Source organism: Pseudomonas sp. 2FE (assembly GCF_005503735.1).
Taxonomy (GTDB): domain Bacteria; phylum Pseudomonadota; class Gammaproteobacteria; order Pseudomonadales; family Pseudomonadaceae; genus Aquipseudomonas.
The window spans coordinates 691369-716262 of record NZ_SCMO01000001.1 but is presented as its reverse complement, the minus strand read 5'-3'; the positions used below and the strand labels follow the sequence as shown (position 1 = coordinate 716262).

Annotated in this window: 21 protein-coding genes; 4 read left to right on the top strand and 17 right to left on the bottom strand. The window is 63.3% G+C overall.

From position 1 onward, the window contains the following. Positions 1 to 48: 48 nt before the first annotated feature. From FFS12_RS03430 to FFS12_RS03360, 15 genes are all read right to left on the bottom strand, one after another. Positions 49 to 2733, bottom strand: a complete 2685-nt coding sequence (locus tag FFS12_RS03430; RefSeq protein WP_137885527.1) for a sensor histidine kinase KdpD — start codon at positions 2731 to 2733, stop codon at positions 49 to 51. Then, a complete protein-coding gene (gene kdpC / locus FFS12_RS03425; RefSeq protein WP_137885526.1) occupies positions 2730 to 3281 on the bottom strand; it encodes a potassium-transporting ATPase subunit KdpC in 552 nt (183 codons plus the stop codon). Before kdpC ends, FFS12_RS03430 begins: the two co-directional genes overlap by 4 nt. A 146-nt stretch (positions 3282 to 3427) precedes the next feature. Continuing rightward, positions 3428 to 5479, bottom strand: coding sequence for a potassium-transporting ATPase subunit KdpB (kdpB, locus tag FFS12_RS03420; protein ID WP_137885525.1), 2052 nt, complete (start codon positions 5477 to 5479; stop codon positions 3428 to 3430). Positions 5480 to 5491: 12 nt separating this feature from the next. Continuing rightward, positions 5492 to 7186 carry a potassium-transporting ATPase subunit KdpA gene (gene kdpA / locus FFS12_RS03415; protein WP_137885524.1) on the bottom strand — a complete coding sequence of 565 codons (1695 nt, stop codon included), beginning with the start codon at positions 7184 to 7186 and terminating at the stop codon, positions 5492 to 5494. 8 nt (positions 7187 to 7194) lie between these two features. Next, a complete protein-coding gene (locus FFS12_RS03410; protein WP_119955337.1) occupies positions 7195 to 7284 on the bottom strand; it encodes a K(+)-transporting ATPase subunit F in 90 nt (29 codons plus the stop codon). Positions 7285 to 7582: 298 nt separating this feature from the next. After that, the gene (locus FFS12_RS03405; protein ID WP_137885523.1) at positions 7583 to 8641 is read right to left on the bottom strand and encodes an AI-2E family transporter; all 1059 of its coding nucleotides are present in this window, start codon (positions 8639 to 8641) and stop codon (positions 7583 to 7585) included. Between the two features lie 217 nt (positions 8642 to 8858). Beyond that, entirely contained in the window at positions 8859 to 9665 is an 807-nt protein-coding gene (locus FFS12_RS03400) for a DUF4892 domain-containing protein (protein WP_137885522.1), read from the bottom strand. 8 nt (positions 9666 to 9673) lie between these two features. Beyond that, positions 9674 to 10339, bottom strand: a complete 666-nt coding sequence (locus FFS12_RS03395) for a glutathione S-transferase family protein (RefSeq protein ID WP_137885521.1) — start codon at positions 10337 to 10339, stop codon at positions 9674 to 9676. Between the two features lie 66 nt (positions 10340 to 10405). Further along, positions 10406 to 11269: an alpha/beta fold hydrolase gene (locus FFS12_RS03390; RefSeq protein WP_137885520.1), complete on the bottom strand. Its 864-nt coding sequence runs from the start codon at positions 11267 to 11269 to the stop codon at positions 10406 to 10408. Next, entirely contained in the window at positions 11266 to 12075 is an 810-nt protein-coding gene (locus FFS12_RS03385) for an alpha/beta fold hydrolase (protein ID WP_137817219.1), read from the bottom strand. The genes FFS12_RS03390 and FFS12_RS03385 overlap by 4 nt, the downstream gene beginning before the upstream one ends. A gap of 102 nt (positions 12076 to 12177) precedes the next feature. Next, positions 12178 to 12621 carry a hotdog fold thioesterase gene (locus FFS12_RS03380; protein WP_137885519.1) on the bottom strand — a complete coding sequence of 148 codons (444 nt, stop codon included), beginning with the start codon at positions 12619 to 12621 and terminating at the stop codon, positions 12178 to 12180. Positions 12622 to 12635: 14 nt separating this feature from the next. Further along, complete coding sequence (locus FFS12_RS03375) at positions 12636 to 14303, bottom strand: AMP-binding protein (RefSeq protein ID WP_137885518.1); 1668 nt, start codon at positions 14301 to 14303, stop codon at positions 12636 to 12638. Positions 14304 to 14418: 115 nt separating this feature from the next. Next, complete coding sequence (gene sixA, locus FFS12_RS03370) at positions 14419 to 14883, bottom strand: phosphohistidine phosphatase SixA (protein WP_137885517.1); 465 nt, start codon at positions 14881 to 14883, stop codon at positions 14419 to 14421. 182 nt (positions 14884 to 15065) lie between these two features. After that, positions 15066 to 15413: a DUF4389 domain-containing protein gene (locus FFS12_RS03365; protein WP_137885516.1), complete on the bottom strand. Its 348-nt coding sequence runs from the start codon at positions 15411 to 15413 to the stop codon at positions 15066 to 15068. Positions 15414 to 15607: 194 nt separating this feature from the next. Then, positions 15608 to 16630, bottom strand: coding sequence for an NAD(P)H-dependent glycerol-3-phosphate dehydrogenase (locus FFS12_RS03360; protein ID WP_137885515.1), 1023 nt, complete (start codon positions 16628 to 16630; stop codon positions 15608 to 15610). 344 nt (positions 16631 to 16974) lie between these two features. Between FFS12_RS03360 and FFS12_RS03355 the strand changes: the two genes are divergently transcribed. From FFS12_RS03355 to fabB, 4 genes are all read left to right on the top strand, one after another. Then, positions 16975 to 17190: a hypothetical protein gene (locus FFS12_RS03355; RefSeq protein WP_137885514.1), complete on the top strand. Its 216-nt coding sequence runs from the start codon at positions 16975 to 16977 to the stop codon at positions 17188 to 17190. Next, positions 17187 to 19109 (top strand): ATP-binding protein, encoded by a 1923-nt coding sequence (locus FFS12_RS03350; RefSeq protein ID WP_137885513.1) that lies wholly within the window; start codon positions 17187 to 17189, stop codon positions 19107 to 19109. The genes FFS12_RS03355 and FFS12_RS03350 overlap by 4 nt, the downstream gene beginning before the upstream one ends. A gap of 207 nt (positions 19110 to 19316) precedes the next feature. Then, entirely contained in the window at positions 19317 to 19832 is a 516-nt protein-coding gene (gene fabA / locus FFS12_RS03345; protein ID WP_119955353.1) for a 3-hydroxyacyl-[acyl-carrier-protein] dehydratase FabA, read from the top strand. 11 nt (positions 19833 to 19843) lie between these two features. Then, positions 19844 to 21064, top strand: a complete 1221-nt coding sequence (gene fabB / locus FFS12_RS03340) for a beta-ketoacyl-ACP synthase I (protein ID WP_137885512.1) — start codon at positions 19844 to 19846, stop codon at positions 21062 to 21064. A gap of 79 nt (positions 21065 to 21143) precedes the next feature. Here the strand turns inward: fabB and mddA are convergent, their stop codons facing one another. Further along, positions 21144 to 21908, bottom strand: coding sequence for a methanethiol S-methyltransferase (gene mddA, locus FFS12_RS03335; RefSeq protein WP_137817228.1), 765 nt, complete (start codon positions 21906 to 21908; stop codon positions 21144 to 21146). 137 nt (positions 21909 to 22045) lie between these two features. Then, positions 22046 to 24865, bottom strand: coding sequence for a PAS domain S-box protein (locus FFS12_RS03330; RefSeq protein ID WP_137885511.1), 2820 nt, complete (start codon positions 24863 to 24865; stop codon positions 22046 to 22048). Positions 24866 to 24894 lie beyond the last annotated feature (29 nt).

The following is a 24894-nucleotide window of genomic DNA, read 5'->3' as shown; positions in this document are numbered from 1 at the left end:
AAGCGGCGGATACAGAGTGTAGGGCGCACAAGGCTGCGCCATGTCTCCTTATAGGTCATCCTCCGAATCGGGTTGTGGAAGTAACGGCAGATGAAGGGTCAGACTTGCACCCCGGCCGTCCAACCCCTCGCCCACCGTCACGCGGCCACCATGGGCGCCGAGCATGCCCTGGCAGATGGCCAAGCCTAAACCCGTACCCTGCCCGCCGCGATCACCGCGGGCGGCGGTGTAGAACATGTCGAAGATTTTCTCCCGCTCGGCCTCGGGGATTCCTGGCCCCTGGTCACTGACGACGATGCGCAGCTCCCTCCCCTCGTACAGGGCCTCGCCATCAGCTTCAACCGCTATGCGCAGACGACCACCGGCTGGCGAAAAGCGCGCGGCGTTTTCCAGCACATTGATCAGTGCCTGCTCGATCAATGCCGGATGCACGTAGAGCAACGGCAACTCGGCCGGCACCTCGGTTTCCACCACCAGTGGCGCCAGCAGCGGACGCAACCGTTGCAGAGCGCTGGCGACGATATCCACCGGCGCCACCCAGTCACGCGCGAGTTTCAGGCCGCCGTGACCAAGACGGGTCATGTCCAGCAGGTTCTGGATATATCGATCGAGCCGCTCGGCTTCATCGCGGGTGCTTTCCAGCAGCTCGCGACGGTCTTGCGGGCCAATCTGCTCATCCAACGTCAGCAAACTGTCGATGGCGCCGCGCATGGCCGTCAGCGGTGTGCGCAGGTCATGCGACACCGAGGCGAGCAAGGCACTGCGCAGTTGCTCGGTTTCACCATGCAAACGCGCCGCTTCCAGATCCTCCGCCAACTGCGCACGCGCCAAGGCCTGAGCCAACGGCTGGCCGAGCGCCGAGAGCAAACGCCGGCGATCGGCCGCTAATGGCTGCTCGTCTTTCGGGCTGACCCCGAGCAGTGCCAGCGGGCCATCTTCGCCAGACAACGGCCACCACCACCAGCGCCCGCTGGGCAAGGTGTCGGTGCCGAGACCGGCCGGTTGATCATGCTGCCAGGCCCATTGCGCCGCGACCCGCTCGGCGTCGCTGAGCAACCGCGAGACACCCGCCTCGACCTTCCAGCCGCCATCGCCGCTACGACCGAGCAGACAAATATCCAGGTCACTCCAACCGGCGAGCTGCTGGCCTGCGGCAGTCAGCACCGCCTGGCGATCGGTGGCAGCGGTGAGTTTGCGAGATAGATCGAGCAGCGCGCCGGTTTCGCTCTGGGTCTCACGCAGGGCCTCTAGTTGCCGACGCTGGAGGGCGGCCAGGTTACCGGTCAGGGCGGCCATCAGCAGGAAGAACAACAGGGTCAGCACATCCTCCTGACGGTGAATCGTCAGTGAGAAAACCGGCGGAATGAACAGGAAATCGTAAGCGAGAAACGACAGCACCGCGCAGGCCAATGCCGGGCCGAAACTGGTGCGTACCGCCACCAACAGCACGGCTGCGAGCAGCACCAGGGAAATATTCGGCAACTCGAGAACATGCGACACGCCCCAGGCCAAGGCAGTCGCCAGCAGCGTGGCGAAAAACGCCAGGGCATAGTCGCCCAGGCGTGCTGGATAGCGTGGACGGGACGTCGCCGGCACTCGATCGGCCTCGGTATCCAACACGCTGACTTCCAAACCTTCGGCATGCCGCAGCAAACGCTCGGCAACGCCCAGGCCGAACCAGCGGCGGCGCCAGCGCTGCCGGCTACGACCGACCAGCACCAGACTGGCCTGGCGCTCATAGGCATGCTGGATCAAGGTTTTCGCCACTTCACCGGCACGCAAGCCAACCACCTCGCCGCCGAGGCGTTCAGCCAGTTGCTGGGCCGCTTGCAGGTGCGCGCGCGCGACCTCATTGCGCACCCCGCCGGTATCCACATGCACCAGACTCCAGGGCAGGTGGCGGCGTTCGGCCACCCGACAGGCGTGGCGTACTAGGCGCTCGGCCTGCTCGTCCCCATCCACCGCCACCAGCAGGCGGCCGCGTACGGTCGGGGCTTCCTGACCCAACTGGCGATAACGCTGGTTGAGGTCGGCATCCACCCGCGCCGCGGCGGTCTGCATCGCCAATTCGCGCAGGGCGGTGAGATTGGTCTGGCTGAAGAAGGCATCGATCGCCGCCCGCGCCTGCTCCGGGACATAGACCTTGCCCTCGCGCAGGCGCTCCAGCAGTTCGCGCGGCGGCAGGTCGATCAGCACCAGCTCGTAGGCCTCCTGCAGTACCCAGTCCGGCACCGTCTCGCGCACCTGCACGCTGGTGATATCGCGCACCTGGTCGTTGAGGCTTTCGATGTGCTGCACGTTGACCGTGGTGTAGACGTCGATGCCGGCCGCCAGCAACTCCTGGATATCCTGCCAGCGCTTGGCGTGGCGGCTACCGGGGGCGTTGCTGTGGGCCAGCTCGTCCACCAGCGCCAGCTTCGGCGGCTTGGCCAGCAGGCCGTCGAGGTCCATCTCGGCCAGCTTGATGCCACGGTAGAGGCTGCGTAGCGGCGGCTGTTGCGGCAGGCCGGCGAGCAACGCCTCGGTTTCGGCGCGGCCGTGGGTTTCGACCACCCCGACGCGCAGATCGACGCCCTGACGCTGCTGTGCCTGGGCCGCCAGCAGCATGGCGTAGGTCTTGCCGACCCCCGGCGCGGCGCCGAGAAAGACTTTGAGCCGGCCACGGCCGCCACGGTTATCCCGATCGGGCGGCAGATCCGCCAGAAAAGCCTCGGCACGGCCGGCATCACTCATCGATGAATTCCCTCGAGGGCTAGGTTAAGCGCCAGCACGTTGACCACCGCCGGCCCCACCAACGGACGTTCGGTATGGCTCTCGACCAGGCGCTCGAGCGATTCGCTCGACAGCTTGCGCGCGGCGGCGATGCGCGGGATCTGGTAGCTGGCGGCAGCCGGCGGCAGATGCGGGTCCAGGCCGCTGGCGGAGGTGGTGACCAGCGCCAAGGGTACCGGAGCACCGGTGCCATTGGCCAACGCCGCGGCGTCCTTGCCGATGCGTTCGGCCAGGGCCGGGTTGGATTGCGCCAGGTTACTCGCACCGCTGGAGACGGTGGCGTAGGCGGCCGCCGAGGGGCGCACCTGGAACCAGTCGTCACCCTCGAAAGGCTGGGCGAGCAAGCTGGAGCCACGGATCTTGCCCTCGCTGTCGGCGACCAGGCTGCCACCCGCCTGCGCGGGGAAGGCGAGCTGGGCCACGCCGGTGACAGCCAGGGGATAGGCAACGCCAGTAATCAGGGTCATCAGGGCCAATAGGCTCAGGGCGGGACGGAGTTGGTTAAGCATAATGTTCTCCAAAATCTGTTGGAGTATCCCGGATTGCATCCGGGCTACGGACTTCAACTTGTAGGGTGGACAACGCTTTGCTTGTCCACCAGTGCAAGGCCTGGTCGGTGGAAAACGCTTCGCGGTTTTCCACCCTACCCCCAGGCCTAAGCCAGCCCCACCGCGGTCAGCAGCAGGTCGATCAGCTTGATCCCGACGAAGGGCGCGACAAGCCCGCCCAGGCCATAGATCAGCAGGTTGCGCGCCAGAAGATGGGAGGCGCTCGCCGCCTTCACCTTGACCCCGCGCAAGGCCAGCGGGATCAGCGCGACTATGATCAGCGCGTTGAACACGATCGCCGAGAGGATCGCGCTCTGCGGGCTCGCCAGCTGCATGAGGTTGAGCACGCCGAGCTGCGGGTAGAGGCTGGCGAACAGCGCCGGCAGGATGGCGAAGTACTTGGCCACGTCGTTGGCGATCGAGAAGGTGGTCAGCGCGCCACGGGTGACCAGCAGTTCCTTGCCGACCTGCACCACGTCCAGCAGCTTGGTCGGGTCGGAATCGAGGTCCACCAGGTTGGCCGCCTCGCGGGCGGCCTGGGTGCCGTCGTTCATCGCCATGCCGACGTCGGCCTGGGCCAGAGCCGGGGCGTCGTTGGCGCCGTCGCCGCACATGGCGACCATCTTGCCGTCGGCCTGTTCGGCACGGATGCGCTGGAGTTTCTTCTCCGGCGTGGCTTCGGCGATCACGTCATCGACACCGGCTTCGGCCGCAATCGCAGCAGCGGTCAGCGGGTTGTCGCCGGTCACCATGACGGTGCGAATACCCAACTGGCGCAACTCGGCGAAACGTTCGCGAATGCCCGGCTTGACCACGTCCTTGAGGTGGATGACACCGCGCAGCTTGCCGTCGGCTGTTACCAGCAACGGCGTGCCGCCGCTCTTGGCGATCCTGTCGATTTCCCGCGACAAGGGCGCCGGCACCGCGCCACGCTCGAGGCCGATGAAGACCATGGCCGCATCGACTGCACCTTTACGGTAGACGTGACCATTCCAGTCGACCCCGGACAGACGCGTTTCGGCACTGAACGGAATGGTGTCGATCTCGGTCCGCGCCGGCTCAGCCATCGGCTGCAGGCCACGCAGGTATTCGACTATGGACTTGCCTTCCGGCGTGTCATCGGCCAGCGAGGCCAGCAGCGCAGCCTCGGCCAGTTCCTTGGAGCTGACCCCGGGCGCGGTGTAGACCGCGCTGCAGCGACGGTTACCGAAGGTGATGGTGCCGGTCTTGTCCAGCAACAGCACATGCACGTCACCGGCGGCCTCGACCGCACGGCCGGACTTGGCGATCACGTTGAGGTGCACCAGGCGATCCATACCGGCGATACCGATGGCGGACAGCAGGCCGCCGATGGTGGTCGGGATCAGGGTCACCAGCAGTGCCACCAGAAACACCAGCGGCAACTTGCCGCCGGCGAAGATGGCGAACGGCTGCAGGGTCACCACCACCAGCAGGAAGATCAGGGTCAGGCCGATCAGCAGTATGTCCAGCGCCACCTCGTTAGGGGTCTTCTGCCGCTTGGCGCCCTCCACCAGGGCGATCATGCGGTCCAGGGTCGACTCACCCGGGTTCACGCTGATTTTCACCAGCAACCAGTCGGACACCAGGCGGGTATTGCCAGTGACCGCCGAGCGATCGCCGCCGGACTCGCGGATCACCGGCGCGGATTCGCCGGTGATGGCCGCCTCGTTGACCGCGGCGACGCCTTCGATCACCTCGCCGTCGCCGGGGATCAACTCGCCGGCCTGGACGCGCACCACGTCACCCTTGCGCAGGGTGCTGGCGGCCACGGTTTCGAACTCACCGCTGGCCTTGCGGCGACGCGCGCTGAGGCCCTGGCTGCCAGCCCGCAGGCTATCGGCACGGGCCTTGCCACGACCTTCGGCGAGCGCCTCGGCAAAGTTGGCGAAGAGCACGGTGAACCACAGCCAGAGGGCCAGTTGCACCGCCACTGCGGTATCCACGGCGGGGTTCGGCACTAAGCACAGAAGGGTGGTCAGCACCGCGGTCAGTTCGACCACCAACATCACCGGCGACCGTAGCAGTACCCGTGGGTCGAGCTTGACGAAGGCCTGCACCAGCGCCACGCGCCAGAGCGAACTGAGCGGGGCAGTCTGGATTTTCGCGTGATGTTTCAACACTTGAGTCTGAGCGTTCATCTCAATCATTCCTTAGAAGCCAATGCTCAGTTGTTCGGCCAGCGGGCCCAGGGCCAGGGCCGGCAGGAAGGTCAAGCCACCGACCAGCAGAATGGTCAGGGTGAGCAAGGTGACGAACAGCGGGCCATGGGTGGGGAAGCTGTTGGGGCCGAGCGGTGCGGTCTTCTTCGCCGCCAGGCTACCGGCAATGGCCAGTACCGGCAGGATGTAGCCGAAGCGACCGATAAGCATGGCCAGACCGATCATCAGGTTGTGGAACGGCGTGTTGGAGCCGAAGCCACCGAAGGCCGAGCCGTTGTTGGCGGCGCCGGAGGTATAGGCATAGAGCAGTTGGCTGAAACCATGCGGGCCGGGGTTTGTCACCGAGGCCAGCGGCCCAGGCAGAGTCGCGGCGAAGGAGCCAAGCACCAACACGCCGACCGGCATCACCAGCAAGGTGGCGACCAACAGGCGCACTTCCTTGGCCTCCAGCTTCTTGCCGAGGTACTCCGGGGTACGACCCACCATCAAACCGGCAAGGAACACCGCGATCAGGACGAACAACAGCATGCCGTACAGACCCGCGCCGACGCCGCCGAAGATCACTTCGCCAAGCATCATGTTGATCATCGGGACCATGCCGCCAATGGCGCTCAGACTGTCGTGCATGGCGTTCACCGAACCGTTTGACGCAGCGGTGGTGGTCGCGGCCCAGAGCATCGAGGCGGTGACGCCGAAACGGCTCTCCTTGCCTTCCAGCGAACCGCTCTGCTCAATCGGCAAACCGGCCAGGGCGGCGTTCGGCTGGTACTCGGCGACCAACGCGGCGCCAAGGCCAAGCATAAATAGCACCAGCATGCAGGCCAGGATGGCGCGGCTCTGGCGCAGGTCCTTGACGTAGTGGCCGAAGGTGAACACCAGCGCGGCCGGGATCAGGATGATCGAGGCCAGCTCGAACAGGTTGCTCCAGGCCGTGGGGTTCTCGAACGGGTGCGCGGAGTTGACACCGAAGAAGCCGCCGCCGTTGGTACCGAGCTGCTTGATGGCGATCTGGCTGGCTGCCGGGCCGAGCGGCACGACCTGGTCGGCACCCTGCAGGGTGACGGCGTTGACGTACTCGGCAAAGGTCTGCGGCACGCCCTGCCAAACCAGGAACAGTGCCAGCAGCAGGCACAGCGGCAGCAAGCCGTAGAGCGTGCCGCGAGTCAGGTCGACCCAGAAGTTACCCAAGCTATTACTCGAGCGGCGAGTCAGGCCGCGGCACAGCGCGACCAGTACGGCCAGGCCGGTGGCGGCGCTGACGAAGTTCTGCACGCCTAGGCCGACCATCTGGCTGAAGTAACTCAGCGCGGCTTCGCCGCTATAGGCCTGCCAGTTGGTGTTGGTGACAAAGCTCACCGCGGTGTTGAACGCCAGGGTCCATTCCAGGCCCGACAGTTTCAGCGGGTTGAGCGGCAACATGCCTTGCAGCATGAGGATGGCGAACAACAGCACGAAACCGGCCAGGTTGAAGGCCAGCAGCGCCAGACAGTAGGTCTTCCAGTCCTGCTCGGACTGCTCGTCGACGCCGGCTACGCGGTAGCAGAAACGCTCCACCGGCCCCAGTACAGGCGACAGAAAGGTCCGTTGCCCCTCCATCACCCGGTAGTAGAAGCGCCCTAGGAAGGGCGCCGACACTAGCACCAGCGCCAGGAAGGCCAGAATCAGCAGAATATCTTGGCTGTTCATGACTACTCCTAGGAACGATCGGCGCGCAGCAGCGCCGTCAGTAGATAAATGAACAGTCCCGTGGCCATAGCCAGGGACAACCAATCCAGAACGGTCATGGAATTTCTCTCCTTTGCGCGGTTTTTCCGCTTGGGAGAAATTCTCCGCTGGGTGGCGTAAAGGAACGAGACGAAGAGGTCGGGAGCGGCGTAAAGAAGGCGTAAAGACCCAGCCTGTCGGGCGTCGTAGCGGGCCGCCAGCAAGCGGCCGGGAGCATCACGGGTGCAGGAGCTAGAGCTGCGCGATGCGAATAGAGCGGGAGTGAAGCAAATCACGAAACCCAGGCTGGGTTTCGGCTAAAAAGCGCCTCTACACCAGCCTACAGACCAGGATCGGTGAACCCGTAAACCGAACGGACTAAGGCTTGGGCGGCGCCTCTTCCTTGCGCGGGTTGGCCACCCAGTCAGTCACCAGGCTGAATGCCACCGCCAGCAAGGTCGGGCCGAGGAACAGGCCCATAAAGCCGAACGCGAGCAAACCACCGAAGACCCCCAGCAGCACGACCACCAACGGCAGGTTGCCACCCCGGCTGATCAGGTAAGGCTTGAGCACGTTGTCCACGCCACTGACGATGAACATGCCCCAGATCCCCAGGAACACGGCATAACCGTAGTCGCCCTGCCACACCAACCAGGCGGTGGCCGGAATCCACACCAACGGCGGGCCCATGGGAATCAGGCTGAAGACGAAAGTGAGAATACCCAACACCAACGCCCCCGGAATCCCGGCGATCCAAAAGCCGATTAGCGCCAGCACAGCCTGTGCCGCAGCAGTACCTATCACCCCATTGACCACGCGCTGCACGGTGCCGGCCACCAGCTCGAGATAGTGCTCTGCCCGTTCGCCGATCAGTCGCTGCAGGCCACTCTGGACCAGCTCGGCCATCCGCGGGCCGTCGCGGTAGAAGAAAAACACCAGGACCAAACTCAGCGCCAGCTCCAGAACGCCACCGCCAATCTGCGCGCTACGCGCCAACAGCCAATTACCCACCTGGCCCATATAGGGTTTCAAGCTCGCGAAGAAGGCCGTGCCCTGCTGATCGATGGCCTGCCACAGGCCGACTAGACGCTCGCCCACCAGCGGCATAGCCGCCAGCCATTCGGGCGGCTGCGGCAGGCCCTGCACTTGCAGATCCTTGAACAGATTCAGCGCATCACGGACATGATCCGCCAAGTTAAAGCCCAGCCACACCAGCGGCACCGCCACCAAGACCATCCAGCCCAAGGTGAGCAAACCTGCGGCCATGGCCGCGCGCCCGCCCAGCCAGCGCGTTAGCAGGGTCATCAGCGGCCAACTGGCGAATGCCAGTACGGCAGCCCAGAACAGCGCCGACCAAAACGGTGCCAGCACCCAGAGGCTGGCACCGAGCAGCGCCAGCAGCAGAATCTGCACCAGTAAGCGGTCGTTATTGGGCATGTACGTGCTCCATGCAAAAGAGGAAGAAACAGCTCTAGTGACCTGTTTGCTTAGTTTATTAATTCATGCGAGTGCGGAGCCTGCTCGTCGCCCCTCTCCCACCGGGAGAGGGGCTGGGGGAGAGGGAGGCTCTAGCACGGCAGCGTTGAATGTCCACTTGCTGGGTTTCGCTGCGCTCTACCCAGCCTACAGATACCGCAATAGGTTAACGAATCAATTAACGCAACACCTTCAAAAGCAAGCCGCTCCCCCCAGCCGCATCCAACTCCAGCCGCGCAGCTCGCACCCTTTGCGCGATCAGGGCTTCGCGCCAGGCCTCCGCCTTGGCCCCGGAGAGGCTGACGCGCAAGGTGCTATCCAGGTTCAGACTGCGCGCAAGCAACTCGACCCAAGGCGCTAGCGGCTCGGCATTCAGCTTCGGCAGGACCAACTCGCCGGTGCTTTTCAACTGGCGGAGCAAGGTGCTTGGGCTGGGTAACAACTCGCCGAGTGGCGCTGCGGCGTCCAGCTGTTCGACATGCAGATACGCCCGGCGGTTGCCGCGGGTGATGCTGTACAGCGCCACGAGGCTGTCCTGCCGTGGCTCGGCCAGGCGCAGCAACAGGTACGCCTGCTGATCGTCGGCGCCATACAGCTTGGCGTTGCCGAATACCGAGTTGGCCCACAGGCTGCTGGAGCCGCAGTCACGGCTCTCGCACCAGTACAACAACTCGGCGCCCTGCGCCTGCAAGGCTTCGCGGGCCGCGTTGAAGGCCTGCCCGGAGGAGTGTTCGCGGGGGAGTTCGTAAGTCACCGAACGCAGTTGCCCTTGGGTCGGCACTTCCCGCTCGAAGCGTAACTGGCCGCTGATCCGGCGGATCGAGCCCAGCGGATAGATCCGCTCCTGCGCGCCGGCCTCACGAAAATCGACGATCTGCGCGCGCGGGAAACGCGCTAACACCTCGAGGTCATGGCTACCGGGCAAGTCGGCGGCCAGCAGCGTGCCGCTGAGCATAAGCAAGCTGAGAACACCCAACAGCCGCATACAGTTCCTCATCGAACCAGGATGCTTTGCGCGGACTTCACCAGTTTTTCGGCGTCCTCTTCCATGGGTTTCGGTACCAGCAAACCGCGCTGCACCGCCGGCCGCTCGGCGATGGCCGCGAGCCAACGCTGCAGATGCTCCAGCCCCTCGACCGACACCCCGGCCCAGTCATACAGGCGCACCCAGGGGAAGGTGGCGATGTCGGCAATGCTGTACTCCCCGGCCAGGTACTCCACCTCACTCAGGCGGGTATTGAGCACTTCGTAGAGGCGGCGGGTTTCGTGCTGATAGCGGTCGATCGGACCCTGGAGCTTCTCCGGGAAATAGCGGAAAAACACATTGGCCTGGCCCTGCATGGGGCCGACGCCGCCCATTTGGAACATCAACCACTGGATCACCCGCGAGCGGCCTTTGACATCCTGCGGCAGCAGTTGCCCGGTCAGTTCGGCCAGGTAGATGAGGATGGCGCCGGACTCGAACACCGCAAAATTGTCGTTGCCCCGATCGACGATGGCCGGAATCCGCCCGTTGGGATTGATCTTCAGAAACGCCGGGGTCTTCTGTTCTTGCTTGTCGAAGCTCAGCACCTGCACCTGGTAAGGCAGGCCGAGTTCTTCAAGCGCGATGGAAACCTTGTGGCCATTGGGGGTAGCGGCGGTGTACAGGTCGATCATGCGTCTCTCCTCCCTCTCTGCTGCCCTGTGGCAATCCGCTCAGCCTCCCCAGTTGGCCCGGGCAAGTCAAGGCACGGCGAAGAACCGATTGAAACAGTCTGCTACGGCCTGGGCACCCGCCTCGTCGTCCAGATGCAGATGGTGCCCGCCAGCCAGTTGATGCAGCTCGAACGGCAAGCCCTTGAGCATGTCGGTAAACCGCGGTTGTTCCAGCAGCATGCCCTGCTCGGCCAACACCAGGCTGACCGGGCAGCTCAAGCGCTGGATAAACGCCTGGGTGTGGGCGCGGGTCAGGCGCAGGGGCGATGGCAAGGTCAGGCGGCTGTCGGTGCGCCAAGTGTAACCACCAGGCACCGGCATCAAGCCGCGCTGCGCTAAGAGTTCGGCGGCTTCGCGGGTCACCGCGCCGACGCCCTTCATGCGCGCCTCCACCGCTCGCTCAAACTTCTCGTACACCGGTTTGCGTTTGCCGGCCAAGGCCAGCTGCGCCTTAAGCGCTTCGCCGAGTTTTTCCGGCGCGGTCTCGGCTTCGCCGGTGTAGGGGATCAGCCCGTCGATCAGGGCCAGGCGCTCGACTCGCTCCGGCATCGCCCCCGCCAGCAACACCGCAACAATCGCGCCCATGGAGTGACCGAGCAGAGAAAAACGCTGCCAACCGAACTGTTCAGCGACCTGCAGCACATCGTGGGCGTAATCCCACAGCGCATAGCCGCCCCCCGCCGGGCGGTGATCGGAATGGCCATGCCCGGCAAAATCCAGCGCCACGATGCGCAGCCCTTCCAGCTTGGGCGCCAGGCGGGCGAAGCTCATGGCGTTATCCAGCCAACCGTGCAGGGCAAGCACCGGCTGACCATCTAGCGGGCCAAACACATGGGCCGCCAGTTCGATGTGCGGCAGGCTCAGGCGGACTTCTTCGAAGGGTAGGTTCATGCGCACTCCTGCTCGGCCCTGCGGCCATCCCAGCGGCTGAAGAGTTGCTTCAGCAACTCGGCGGTGTCCTGCGGGCGCTCCAGTGGGAACATATGGCCGCCGGGCAATGTCAGGTATTCGCCCTGCGGCACCCGCCGAATCAGCCGGGTGTGGTGCGGCAGCACCACGCGGCTATGGCGCCCACGAATCATCGCCAACGGCACCTTGAGCTGCTGCGGCCGCCCCGGGCTGGTATGCGGCACGCTGCGGTAGATGCTGATCTCGGTAGCCGGATCGAAACGCAAGCGCAGGCTCTCGCCAGTGCTGTGCAGCCCGTGCTGCACATAGGCATCCAGGCATTCCGGATCGAAACGGCGGAACAGCGCCTTGGCGGAAAAATAGCTACGCGCTTGCGCCAGGTCGGCGAATTCTTCGCGGCGACCCAGGGTGCGTCCGGCCGGGGTGATACGGTCGATAAAACCAAAGCGCTTGGCCGCGCGAATGACAAGGCGGTCGGCCAGGGTCAGCACCGGCGAGTCGAGCATCACCACGCCACGGTAAAGCTCTGGACGCAGCAGGGCGGCGTGATAATGCAGCACCCCGCCCAGCGAATGCCCGACGCCCCAGACCGGCTCGGGTTGCGCCTGTAGATGATGCAGCAACTCGTCGACCAGGTTGCCCCAGTTATCATTGACCGGGAAGCGCGGGTCATGGCCGTGCTGCTGCAAGTGCTGCACCTGATAGTCCGGCGCCAAGGCGGCAAATAACTTGCCGTAAGTGGCCGAGGGAAAGCCATTGGCATGGGCAAAAAACACCTGCTGCTGCATACACACACATCCGTCAGGAAAACCCGACCGATTGTCCGCAAGCCGCGCCCCTGCGGCAATGACCGTAACTGCCAGGAAGGGTGACAGTCCGGCCATCGGCACTCAAACCTTTGGCGGCCGCTCAGCCAACGGCACAACCGCCATGGTCAGCCGCGAGATGCAGCTGGGCTTACCGTCGTCACCGCTCAGGCGGATATCCCAGACATGCGTGGTGCGGCCCAGATGTATCGCCCGTGCGACCGCCGTCACCCGGCCGCTACGCAGACCGCGCAGGTGGTTGGCGTTGACCTCCAGCCCCACGCAGTAGAACTTAGAACTGTCGATACACAGGTAGCTGGCCATGGAGCCGAGAGTTTCCGCCAGCACCACCGAAGCGCCACCATGCAGCAGGCCATAGGGCTGATGAGTGCGCTTATCGACCACCATGCTGGCGCTGATGGACTCGTCATCGAAGGCTTCGAAGCGAATATCCAACAGCTCCCCAATGGTGTTCTTCTGAAAACTATTGAGCTGCTCCAAATCTGGAGTACTGCGCCATAAGCTCATACCGGCTCCTCGGATCAATCATGCCAAACCAGCGCCTCACGGCGTTCGGCCCACTCCTGGAAACGTCCAGCGTAGGCGCCTTCCACCACATTGCGCTTGATCTTCAGGGTTGGGGTCAGGAAGCCGTTATCGACCGCCCAGACCTCTTTGAGCAAAATCAGCCCGCCCAGCCGCTCATGCTTGTCGAGTGCGCCGTTCACCTCGTCGAGCAACGCCTTGAGGCTAGCTTCCAGCTCCACACGCGAGCCGTTCGCCGATTCCTGTCGCCCGGCTTCGGACAACACACAGAGCGCCAACGGCTGCGGCATGCCGTCGCCGACCACGCAGACCTGCTCGATCCGCGAATGTACCGCCAAGCGGTTCTCGATCGGCGCCGGGGCCACATATTTGCCCTTGCTGGTCTTGAAGATTTCCTTGATCCGCCCGGTCAGGCGCAGATAGCTGTCGGCGTTCTGTTCGCCCTTGTCGCCGGTGCGTAAGAAGCCATCCTCGGTCAGCGCTTCTGCGGTCCTTTCCGGGTCCTTGTAATAGCCCTGCATAGTCGCGGCGCTGCGCACCAGCACTTCGCCCAGCTCGCTGATCCGCACTTCAACACCCGGGCTGGCCTGGCCAATCCAGCCGGCCTTGGCCTTACCTTTGCGGCAAATATGCGAGTAGCCGCAGTTCTCGGTCATGCCATACACCTCGAGCACGTCGAGCCCCAGGCGCTGGTACCAATCGAGCAGCGCCTCCGGCACCGGCGCCGCACCACACAGGGCATAGCGCACGGCATCCAGCCCCAGCCCAGCGAGCACCCTGCGCCCGATGAGCTTGCCGAGGATAGGTAGCTTGAGCAGGAAGTCGAGACGCGCGGCCGGCATCTTGGCGTACACCCCCATCTGGAACTTGGTCCAAATGCGCGGCACGCCAAACATCAGGGTCGGCCGCGCACGCTTCAGATCGTCCAGAAAGGTTTCCAGGCTTTCGGCGAAGAATACGGTTTGTCCGCCATAGATCGAGGCCAGTTCGACAAACATGCGTTCGGCGACATGGCAGAGCGGCAGGTAGGAGAGCAGCCGATCCTCTTCCGACGCCTCGAACAACTGCAGACCATGGGCGGCGGCGAAGGCGAAGTTACTGAAGTTGTGCATCACCCCTTTCGGTGTGCCGGTGGTGCCCGAGGTGTAGATGATGGTGGCGAGCTGATCGGCTGCCGGGCTTGGGTTGTCGCGGATCGGCGTGCAGGCCTGCAGCTCGCTCCAGTGCAGATCGAACTGCCCCTCTGGGTGCAGCGGCAAGGCCACGGTGCGGATGCCCTCGGGCACCCCCGCGGCCATCGCCGGCCAATCGTCCAGTTTGCCGACGAAGACCAGGGCCGACTCGGAGTGTTCCAGCACTTGCCGCGCCGAGTCGGCGGTCAGATTCGGGTAGAGCGGCACCGAGACGTAGCCGGCCATCCAGATCGCCAGATCGGCGATGATCCAGTGCGCACAGTTCTTCGAAACCAGCGCAATGCGGCTGCCTTGCGGCAGCTCCAGCCTGCGCAACCAGTTGGCCGCGCGGCGTGCTTGATCGCCCACATCCGACCAGCTCAGCTCTTGTAGCTGTCCGCCGGGAAGGGGCTGCACCAGGTAGTGTTTATGCGGGTGACGGGCTTCACGCTCGTAAAACACCTCGAGCGGCAAACGGACAGCATTAGCCACAGGGCCTCCTCCTTATTCTTCTTGTGGGGAAACAACCAAGCACTTGCTTGGCCGGACTATTCCACGCACACAGACGAGGCGCAAGTAGAGAAATGTTTCGGTGTGTAGTTGGCTTTTAGCCGTGCTGCGGATGCACCAGCGCCAGTAAATCCATCAGTCCGGCAGCCGGAAAATCACCCTCCAACTCGGCCAGACTGGCCGTGCGCATCGGTAACGGCTCTTGGCGATGGCCGTGAATCAGCAGCCCTGCCAGATCGCCGAGCAGGGGCTGGTGGCTGACTAGCAACAGCTCGGCCTCGCCACGCTCATCCAGATAGCGCAGCACCTCACACGGGTCACTGTCGGGCGTCAGCCAGGGTGCGGTGCCGATCGCCGCGGCAAAACCCACCGCCTCGCGGACCAGTTCGGCGGTCTGCTGCGCTCGCACGTATGGACTGGCAAGAATCGCGCTAATCGGCCGCCCACTGAGTTGGGCGGCACTCTGCAGCACTTCCTTGCGGCCGCGCTTGGTCAAGGCTCGCTCGGCATCAGTGCGCGCCTGTGGCTCTGCTTCACCGTGGCGTAATAACCAAAGCCTCATGGCTGTTTATGCTCCCCGCTCAAGTGTTCTGTCTCTGAAATACGTTCAAGAGTTGGCGAGTGGATTTTGTTGCCAGACAAGACGCCGCGACGAGTCATAGCCCAGCTATGGCGAGGAGTGGCAACACAGTATGGCGGCAAAAGACGCCGCCAAAATTGAACAGCTATTTTTGGGACAGCGCACTAAAGCTTGGGCTCTTCATCGTGCACCGGGTGCGGCGCCGCGGGCACTTTGTGGGCAGCTTCACCTTGCGCGGCCTGGGCGGTCGGCCAATCGGCGAACGGCCAGGGCTTCTCGTCGCTATTGAAGGTGCCAAACCGACCGATTTGCGCCAGATACTGGCTCAGGCTGTCGCCAAACGTCAGCAGGCCGGCGTTCGGCGCGCCGTAAAACAAGCGATACCCGAGCTGCAGCAACACAGTGCCAGCGAGCAGCAGTTCAGCCACTTGCCAGACCATGCTGAACAGCAGCATCCACAGAATGCGCAGCAAAATCGACTCGCGCTGCAACTCGTCAGTGGGTTCACTCATGGGAATCTCCTTATTCGACTGGATTGGTTTAGGTAGCCCGGCAAAACGCCGCAGCTCCCTTTGTGTGGAACGCGGGGTAAATCCGATAACTTACCCGAAAAAGTTTAGCGGCTATTTGAAGCAGTCATTATCCGGCATTCCCGCGCAGGGCGAACCCAGGTGCCAGAGCGCAGTTGGATTAGTTCGATGGGCCCTTAAAAACCACTGGTAGGGATAAAGTCGACATCGGTCTTCGGCTCGGCGCGCATCAGCAGTTCAATCACCTGGGCCAGCGTACGCCCCTCAAAAAGAATGGCATGCAGACCCGCGACCAGCGGCATGTAGATCTGCAGTTCTTCGGCCTTGGCCTTGAGCACCTTGAGGGTATTGACTCCTTCCGCGACTTCACCGAGGCGCGCAACCGCTTCCTCCAGGCTCAAGCCCTCGCCCAGAGCAAAGCCGACCTGATAATTGCGGCTTTTCGCCGACGAACAGGTGACGATCAAATCGCCGACCCCGGCCAGGCCCAGGAACGTCATCGGATTGGCACCCAGCTTGACGGCAAAGCGGGTCATCTCCGCCAGCGCGCGGGTGATCAGCATGCTCTTGGTGTTCTCGCCCATCCCCAGCGCCGCTGCCATGCCGGCAATGATTGCGTAGACGTTTTTCAGCGCACCACCCAGCTCGACACCAAAGCGATCGCCACTGGCGTAAACCCGGAAAGTGCGGCCGTGCAAGGCGGCCTGCACACGCTGGCAGAGCGCATCGTCTTCGCTGGCGATCACGCTGGCGGTCAACGCATGTTCGGCAATTTCTCTCGCCAGGTTGGGCCCGGACAGCACGCCAATGCGGGCCTGCGGGGCAATATCCTCAAGAATCTGGCTCATCAGCTTGAAGCTCTGCGCCTCGATGCCCTTGGTCAGGCTCACCAGCAGCTTGCCTGCCAGCTGCTCGGCAAACGGCTGCAGCGCAGTGCGCAAAGCATTCGAGGGCAGCGCGACAAACACCAGCTCGCAGGCTGCCAGGCTGGCGGCCAGATCGGTCACAGGTTCCACACCTGGGTGAATCTTCACGCCTTTGAGATAACGCGGATTCTCACGATTGACGCGGATCGCTTCAGCCTGCTCGGAATCACGCATCCACTGCTGCACACGTTGGCCGTTCTCGGCCAGAAGATTGGCAATCGCGGTGCCGAAGCTCCCGCCACCTAGCACCGCGATGGGTTGCTGTTCAGTCATAACACATCCGTATTGAGCCATTGCGCATGGCGGTCTGCCGGCATTATACGGTGCGACCGGCCAGCAGCCAGTCCTGAGCGACGGCGTTGCCCCAGACAGGTTTAAATTAAGCAGAATTACCCGAGCTTGCTCAGCTGCCAACAGGCAAAACCGCTCGGCTCGGTTAACATGCCGCAATCCTCAGCCTGAACAAGGTTGTTTCATGCACATTGGCTTAGACAAGCACGCGCCGACCCGGCGTACACAGCTCTGCGGCAAAGGTCAAGGGCTGTATTTCAGTGTGCGGTTAGAGTTCCAGGATGCGTTATAACTTCTCAAGGACGAACTCCCCACGAGGCCCACGGATGCGCCGTTTATCCCTACTAGGTTGCTATCTACTAAGTTGCTGCCTGCTCAGTGGCTGCCTGCTGTTCGCCGCACCACTCTGGGCCGCCGCAGTAGTGCTCAGTGGTGGCGCCGACCGCTCGGCACTGCGCGCCCTCAGTCGCGCCTTGGGCAGCGAACTGGCCGACGACGCTGAACTGACGCGGCAATTGGCTGCAGGCGAGAAGATCCCATGAACCTGCGCCGAGGCTGGGACATCCACACCCGCACGCAGCTGATCAGCGTTGGCCCGGCCCTGTTGCTGACCCTGCTGCTGACCGGTTTTTTCACCTTTGTGCGCCTGCAGGATCTGCGTCAGGAGCTGAACCACAACGGCCAACTGATCGCCAATCAGCTCGCCCCGGCCACTGAGTACGGCGTCATCGCCGGTAACCTGCAGGTGCTGGACACCTTGCTGCAAGCCACCCTGAGTACCCCGCATGTGCGTTTCCTCGAGGTCCGCGACCGCGAAGACAAGATCCTGGTGTATATCGAGCAGCCCAGTAGCCAGAGCAGCCCGCAGGTCGAGGTGTTTCACGCGCCGATCCGTCTGCAACGCATCGCGTTGGACAACGAACTCCTGCACTCCTCCAACGACAGCATCAGCCAACTCGGCAACGATTATCTCGGCCGCGTCGTGGTCGGCATGTCTAACGATGCGTTCAGCAGCCGCCAGCAGGTGATTCTGTTGAAAGCCACGGTGCTGGCGGTGTTTGCCCTGCTGCTGACCTTTCTGCTGGCGCGCCGCTTGGCGCGTCGGCTGTCGCAGCCGATCAGCGCCATGGGCGAAGCCGTGGAAGCCATCCAGGCCGGCAACTACCGCACGGCGTTGCCGGCAGTCGACGACGGTGAGTTGGGCGACCTGGCACGGCACATCAATAATCTGGCCAGCGGGCTCGAGCAGGCCAGCCACGAGCAGCAGCAAGCCATCGCCCAACTGATCAAGGCACGTGAAGAATCCGAACAGGCTAACCGCGCCAAGTCAGACTTCCTGGCGATGATGAGCCACGAACTGCGCACCCCGATGAATGGCGTGCTGGGCATGCTGCAACTGCTGGAAACTACCGAGATGACCGACGAGCAAGCGGAATACTCGGCGCTGGCGGCCGAGTCCACCGAGCATCTGTTGAAGGTGATCAACGACATTCTCGACTTCTCACGCATCGAACGCGGCGCGCTGGAGCTGGAACGCATCCCGTTCAGCCTGCTGGAACTGATCCAAGGCTCGGCGCAGGTATTCCAGCACAGCGCACAACAACGTGGCCTGGAGCTGCAACTGGACACTCAGGCCGGCCTGGAACAGCTCGAGGTACGGGGCGACCCCACGCGTATCCGGCAGATTCTGGTCAACCTCTTGGGCAACGCGCTGAAATTCACCGAAGACGGCAGCATCCGCATCGAGACCCGCTGGCAAGCGCTCGACAACGAGGTGCTCTGGTTCAGCTGCGCGGTGCATGACAGCGGTATAGGTATTTCACCTGAACGTCTGGAGCACATGTTCGATGCGTTCCAGCAGGCCGACACCTCGATCTCCCGGCGCTATGGCGGCACCGGACTCGGCCTGCCCATCGCCCGCACTCTGGCCGAGCGCATGGGCGGCACCCTGCGGGCCGAGAGCCATGAGGGTCGCGGGTCGATCTTCACCCTGGAAATCCCCCTACCCTTTTGCCAGCAGGCTCCCGCCCCCCTGCACCGGGCAGCGCAAGACAGCATCAGCGGGAATGGCCAAGAAGTCCTGCTGGTCGAGGACAACCCGGTCAACCAAACGGTCATCGAGGCCATGTTGCGCAGCCTCGGTTATCGGGTCAGCCTGGTTGGCGACGGCGCCCAGGCGCTGCACAGTGTCGAGCGCTATAGCTTCGCCGCCATTCTGATGGATTGCCGACTACCGGTAATGGACGGTTACGAGGCAACACGGCAGATTCGTCAATTAGCGGGCCGCGCCGAGGTGCCGATTATTGCGCTGACCGCCAATGCCCTGCAGGGTGACCGCGAGGCTTGCCTGCTAGCCGGGATGAACGACTACCTGGCCAAACCGTTCAAACGAGCCGACCTGCAGCGGGTACTGCAACGCTGGCTACCACCCCGACCTTTGGTGAGTGGCCAGGAGTGTTAAAGTGCTCCAAGCTAGCCTGGCGCAAAGTGCTAGGGCCTAACTGTTGCGACGAGCGTCAGCGAAACTGGTGCACAATTGCGCTCGCTACGCTGTGACTTTCACCACAACGCAACAGTCTACGACTAGGCTGCCAACGACGCCCTTCGCGCCGGGCCAGCTTAGATGATTCGCTTAGCCCTGCCGCACGGGGATTATTGAGGAGCTCGCATGTCCAAACAAAACGCTTTTACCCGGGAAGATCTGCTGCGCTGCAGTCGCGGCGAGCTATTCGGCCCAGGTAATGCGCAATTGCCCGCCCCCAACATGCTGATGGTTGATCGCATCACTCACATCAGTGAGACCGGCGGCAAATATGGCAAGGGTGAACTGGTTGCCGAGCTCGATATCAACCCGGATCTGTGGTTTTTTGCCTGCCACTTCGAAGGTGACCCAGTAATGCCGGGCTGCCTGGGCCTCGATGCCATGTGGCAACTGGTGGGTTTCTACCTGGGTTGGCAAGGTAACCCGGGCCGCGGTCGCGCACTGGGCTCGGGTGAAGTGAAATTCTTCGGCCAGGTACTTCCGACGGCCAAGAAAATCACTTACAACATTCAAATCAAACGCACCATCAACCGCTCGCTGGTCCTGGCTATCGCCGATGGCACCGTTAGCGTCGATGGCCGCGAGATCTACAGTGCCGAAGGTTTGCGCGTCGGCCTGTTCACTTCCACTGACAATTTCTAAGGGTTATCCGCATGCGTCGCGTCGTGATCACCGGTCTGGGCATCGTTTCCTGCTTGGGCAATGATAAAGACACCGTCTCCGCCAACCTGCGCGCTAGCCGTGCCGGTATCCGCAAAAACCCGTCCTATGCCGAAATGGGCTTGCGCAGCCAGGTTTCCGGTTCGGTCGACCTGAACCTCGAAGAGCTGATCGACCGCAAGGTTTACCGCTTCATGGGCGACGCCGCGGCATTCGCCTACCTGTCGATGGAACAGGCGATCAAGGATTCCGGCCTGACCCCGGAGCAGGTTTCCAACCCGCGCACGGGCTTGATCGCCGGCTCCGGCGGCGCCTCAACCGTCAACCAGATGGAAGCCATCGACACCCTGCGCGAGAAAGGCGTCAAGCGCATCGGCCCATACCGCGTGACCCGCACCATGGGCAGCACGGTATCCGCCTGCCTGGCCACGCCGTTCCAGATCAAAGGCGTGAATTTCTCGATCTCCTCTGCTTGCGCCACCAGTGCCCACTGCATTGGCCAGGCCATGGAGCAGATCCAGCTGGGCAAGCAGGACGTGGTCTTCGCCGGCGGCGGTGAAGAAGAACATTGGAGCCAGAGCTGCCTGTTCGATGCCATGGGTGCCCTGTCCACCCAGTACAATGACACTCCGGAAAAAGCCTCGCGCGCTTACGATGCCAAGCGTGACGGCTTCGTCATCGCCGGCGGTGGCGGCATGGTGGTGGTCGAGGAACTGGAGCACGCGCTCAAGCGCGGCGCCAAGATCTATGCGGAAATCGTCGGCTACGGCGCCACTTCCGATGGCTACGACATGGTCGCCCCGAGCGGTGAAGGCGCGATCCGCTGCATGCAGCAGGCGCTTGCCACCGTCGAAGGCCCGATCGATTACCTGAATACCCACGGCACTTCCACCCCGGTCGGCGACGTTGCCGAGATCAAGGGCGTACGCGCTGTGTTCGGTGACAAGGCGCCGCCGATCAGCTCGACCAAGAGCTTGTCCGGCCATTCCCTGGGCGCCGCCGGCGTGCAAGAGGCGATCTACTGCATGCTGATGATGGAAGGTAACTTCATCGCCGGCTCGGCCAACATCGAAGAACTGGATCCTGAAGTGGCCGATCTACCGATCGTCCGCAAGACCCAGGAAAACGTCACGCTGAACACCGTAATGAGCAACAGCTTCGGCTTCGGCGGCACCAACGCCACCCTGGTACTGAAACGCTGGACCGGGAAGTAAGCTAAGCACTCCGCATACGACAAGGGCGCCAAATAGGCGCCCTTGTCGTTTCTGGCCTGCGCACTCACGCACTCAGGCCTCAAGCCAGCTCACTGGCGTTCTCATCCTGCCGTGGCTGTTGGCCAAAGCGTGGCAGCAGCATCGGCACCTGCTGGCGATAACGGCGATACTCGGGATGCGCCGTCAGCAGGTCGCGTTCCTCCAGCCGGATAGCGATCAAGATATAGACCGTGGTCAGCAACGCGAACAGCAGGTGCGCCGCGCTCATACTTGGGGTCGCCCAGAAGCACAGCAGCCAGCCGGCATAGAGCGGATGACGCACCAGCGCATAAGCGCCAGAAGCCTGCAACGGCAGCGGCTCATAGGCTTTACCCAGCAGTTGCAAGCTGACCTGACGCAGACCGAACAGCTCGAAGTGATTGAGCAGGACGCTACTGTAGAGCAACAGCGCCCAGCCGAAACCAAAGGTTGCGCCCAGCACCAGGCGCCCGGAATGGTTGTCCACCTGCCAGATCAGCCCGCCCAGCGGCTGCCAGAAGCTGAACAGCAAGATCAGCGCCAGGCTGGAGAACAGCACATAGGTGCTGCGCTCGGCGGTCTGCGGGATGACCCGGGTCAACCAGCGTTTGAAAGCCGGTCGCGCCATGCCACTGTGCTGCACGACAAAGATTCCCAGCAGCAGCACGTCCACCCCCAGAGCACTCCAGAACCCCAGCCCGGGCGTGCCGTCGATGCTGTTCGGCACCTGCGGCAGGTTGCCGACAAAGCCGATGGCATAGAGGAAGGTGACGAAGAAGATCGCATAACTGGCGACGCCATACAGGAAGATCGCTAAGCGTTTCATGGTGGTAGTCCTGCCTCAGTGATGAATATCTGCAAGGCTTTCTGCAGTTGAGGTCAGGTTGCACCGGCGCTGTATCAGCTCGATGGCCAACAAGGCATAGTTTGTATCAGCTTGGTTGCAGCAGGTTTCCGGCCGACTCAAGCCAGTGGTAGATGGGCACGCAACAGGGCGTGCAATTGCACCTGATCCAGCGGCTTGTGCAGCAAGGCCTTGAGCCCTTGGGCGATCACCTCGGCCTCGGTCAGCTGGTCGCTGAAACCGCTGTAGAGCGCAATCGGCATATCGGCCCGCGCGGCCAGCAGGCGCCGCGCCAGTTGCAGGCCGGTGAGGCGCGGCATGCTCTGGTCGAGGATGACGAAATCCCAGGCATAGGGGTCGGCCAGCAACAGTGCCGAGGCCTCTTGCGCATCAGAGAAGACCCGCACCTCGGCGCCCCATTGCGCCAGGCGTTCGGCCATGAACTCAGCCACCAGCGGCTCATCGTCGACCACCACCACCCGCCCGCTCAGCGGCGGCAAGAGCGCATCCGGGTCCATCAGCCTGTGTGGCTCAGCACTGCAGCTGCTGGTGCCGGCCATGGGTGGAAGCAGCACCTGAAACCCCGTGCCCTGCCCTGGTGCGCTCTGCAACAGGATGTGCCCGCCATATTCGTGGACGATGCCATGCACCATCGACAAGCCCATGCCGCTGCCCTGCCCCAACGCCTTGGTGGTGAAGAACGGTTCGAACATGCGCGTCTGCACCGCCGGGTCGATGCCGGGTCCGCTGTCCTGCACCGAGAGCAGCAGATAGTCACCGGCGAAAGCCTGCTGACAGGAGGTGCAGACGGCGGCCGGATAAGCGCGGCGTTGCAGGCCGATATGCAGTTGGCCGACGCTGCCCATGGCATCACGGGCATTGATACACAGGTTCATCAGCACCTGTTCCAGCTGCACCGGGTCGACCAGCACCAGCGGCAGACCCTCGCCCAGTTGGGTATCGATCTCCACCGTTGCCGGCAGGGTCGATTCGAGCAGGCGGATGAAGTCGCCGATCAGGCTATCCAGGGCCACCGGTTGCGGCTGGCCACGGCTGCCGCGGCTGAAGGTGAGCATCTGCTGGATCAGGTCGCGGGCCTTCTCCGCCGAGCGCTGCACCCGCCCCAGGTACTGCCCCAGGCGCTCGTCACCGAGGCGCTCGGCATGTTCCTCGGCCATCACCGTGTAACCGAGCATGCTGGTCAGCAGGTTATTGAAATCATGGGCGATGCCCCCGGTCAGGTGGCCGATGGCCTCCATCCGCTGCGCTTGCCGCAGTTGCCGTTCCAGGCGCTCGCGTTGCTCCTCGGCCTCCTTGCGCTCGGTGATATCGCGCAGGTAACAGATAAAACTCGGCCCCTCGGCTTCCTGGACCACGGAAATCGCCAGCTCCGCAGGAAACTCCTCGGCATTGGCGCGCTGCGCGCTGAGCTCGACGCGGCGCCCGAATAGCGGCCCATCACCCTCCTGCAGGTGGCTGACCAGCGCCTTTTTATAGGTTTCGCGCAAGCGCTCCGGGATCATCAACTCGGCCCAGGGCTGGCCAAGCGCCTGTTCCCTGCTGTAGCCGAAACACTGCTCGGCCGCGGGGTTGAAGGTCGTGATGCGCCCATGACTGTCCATGCCGATGATGCAGTCCAGCGCCGTACTGACGATGGTGCGGTACTGCTGTTCGCTGGCGCGCAGGGCCTGTTCGGCCTCCTTGCGCTGGGTGATCTCGCGGGTGAAGGCGAGAATCCGCTCGATCCCGCCGATGGTGGCCCGCTTGAGGAACACCTCGTCCCAGTGCAGACCGCCATCGCGGTTGCGCCGGTGCCATTCGAAACGCTGCGGTTCGCCCTCCCGCGCCCGCGCCAGCCAGCCGGCCGCATCGACATCGGTGTAGGGCGGATAACCGGCGCTGAAGGTATCCACTCCCAGGCTGAGCATTTCCTCATAGCTGTAACCGTAGGCCTGGCAAGCCCGCGGGTTGACGTCGACCAGCGCGCCGCTGTGCAAGTCGAGGACGAAAATAGCGTCTTCCGAAGCTTCGAAAATCGCCCGGTAGCTGGCCTCGGCATCCAGCCGCTGCAATTCGGCGGCGGCGCGCACCGAGAAGATCCGCAGCACCGACTCGACCCGACTGCGGTCCTCTTGCAAAGGGCTGCAACGTCCGGCGGCGATCAGGCCCAACGGCCGCCCATCACTGGCGAAGAGCGGATAGCCGGCATAGCTCTGCACCCCGATCGACGCCAGGACGCTGTCGCTTGGATAGAGCTCAAGCAGCTTACTGCCGACGAAGTGGAACGTGCCGTTGAACACTTGCTCGCAGGGAGTGCCCGCCAGCTCGTAGCTAGCATTCCTGTGGAGTTTGCCGTTGTAATACAGGGCCAGCGTGGTCAAGCGCTGCGGCCCCTCATCGCTGACCCGGCTGACAAAGGCGAAATCGGCTTGCAGCGAGCGCGCCAGATAGCGGGCAATGGCCTCGAACACCTCGGTACCGGTGGCCGCCGACACCCCCAGCGCGACATAACGCAGGGCATCCTCGACCTTTTCCCGATCGCTGATATCGGTCGAGATGCCACACACTGCGGTCACCCGGCCCTCGGCGTCGAACAGCGGGAATTTACTCGACAGGTAGGTCGAGGCCCGTTCGCCGACCTGCAACTGCTCCTCGAATTCGCGCGACTGGCCAAGATGCGCCACGTTCAGGTCGTTGGCCCGCAGGCTAGCGGCCATGCTTTCCGGGAACAGTTGGTGATCGGTCTGCCCCAGCACCTGCGCGGCGGACAGCTGGAAGAGATTTTCGAAGGCACGGTTGACCAGACGATAGCGACCCTGCAGATCCTTCACGTAGATCACCGCATTGCTGTTATCGATGATCTGCCGCAACTGGTGTTCCGCCGCGATGGCGCCGGCACCTGGGGCGGTGACAATCGGGCTTGGCAGTGGTTGGCTCATGCAATGGGCTCCGCTTCAGGGGCTTTCCT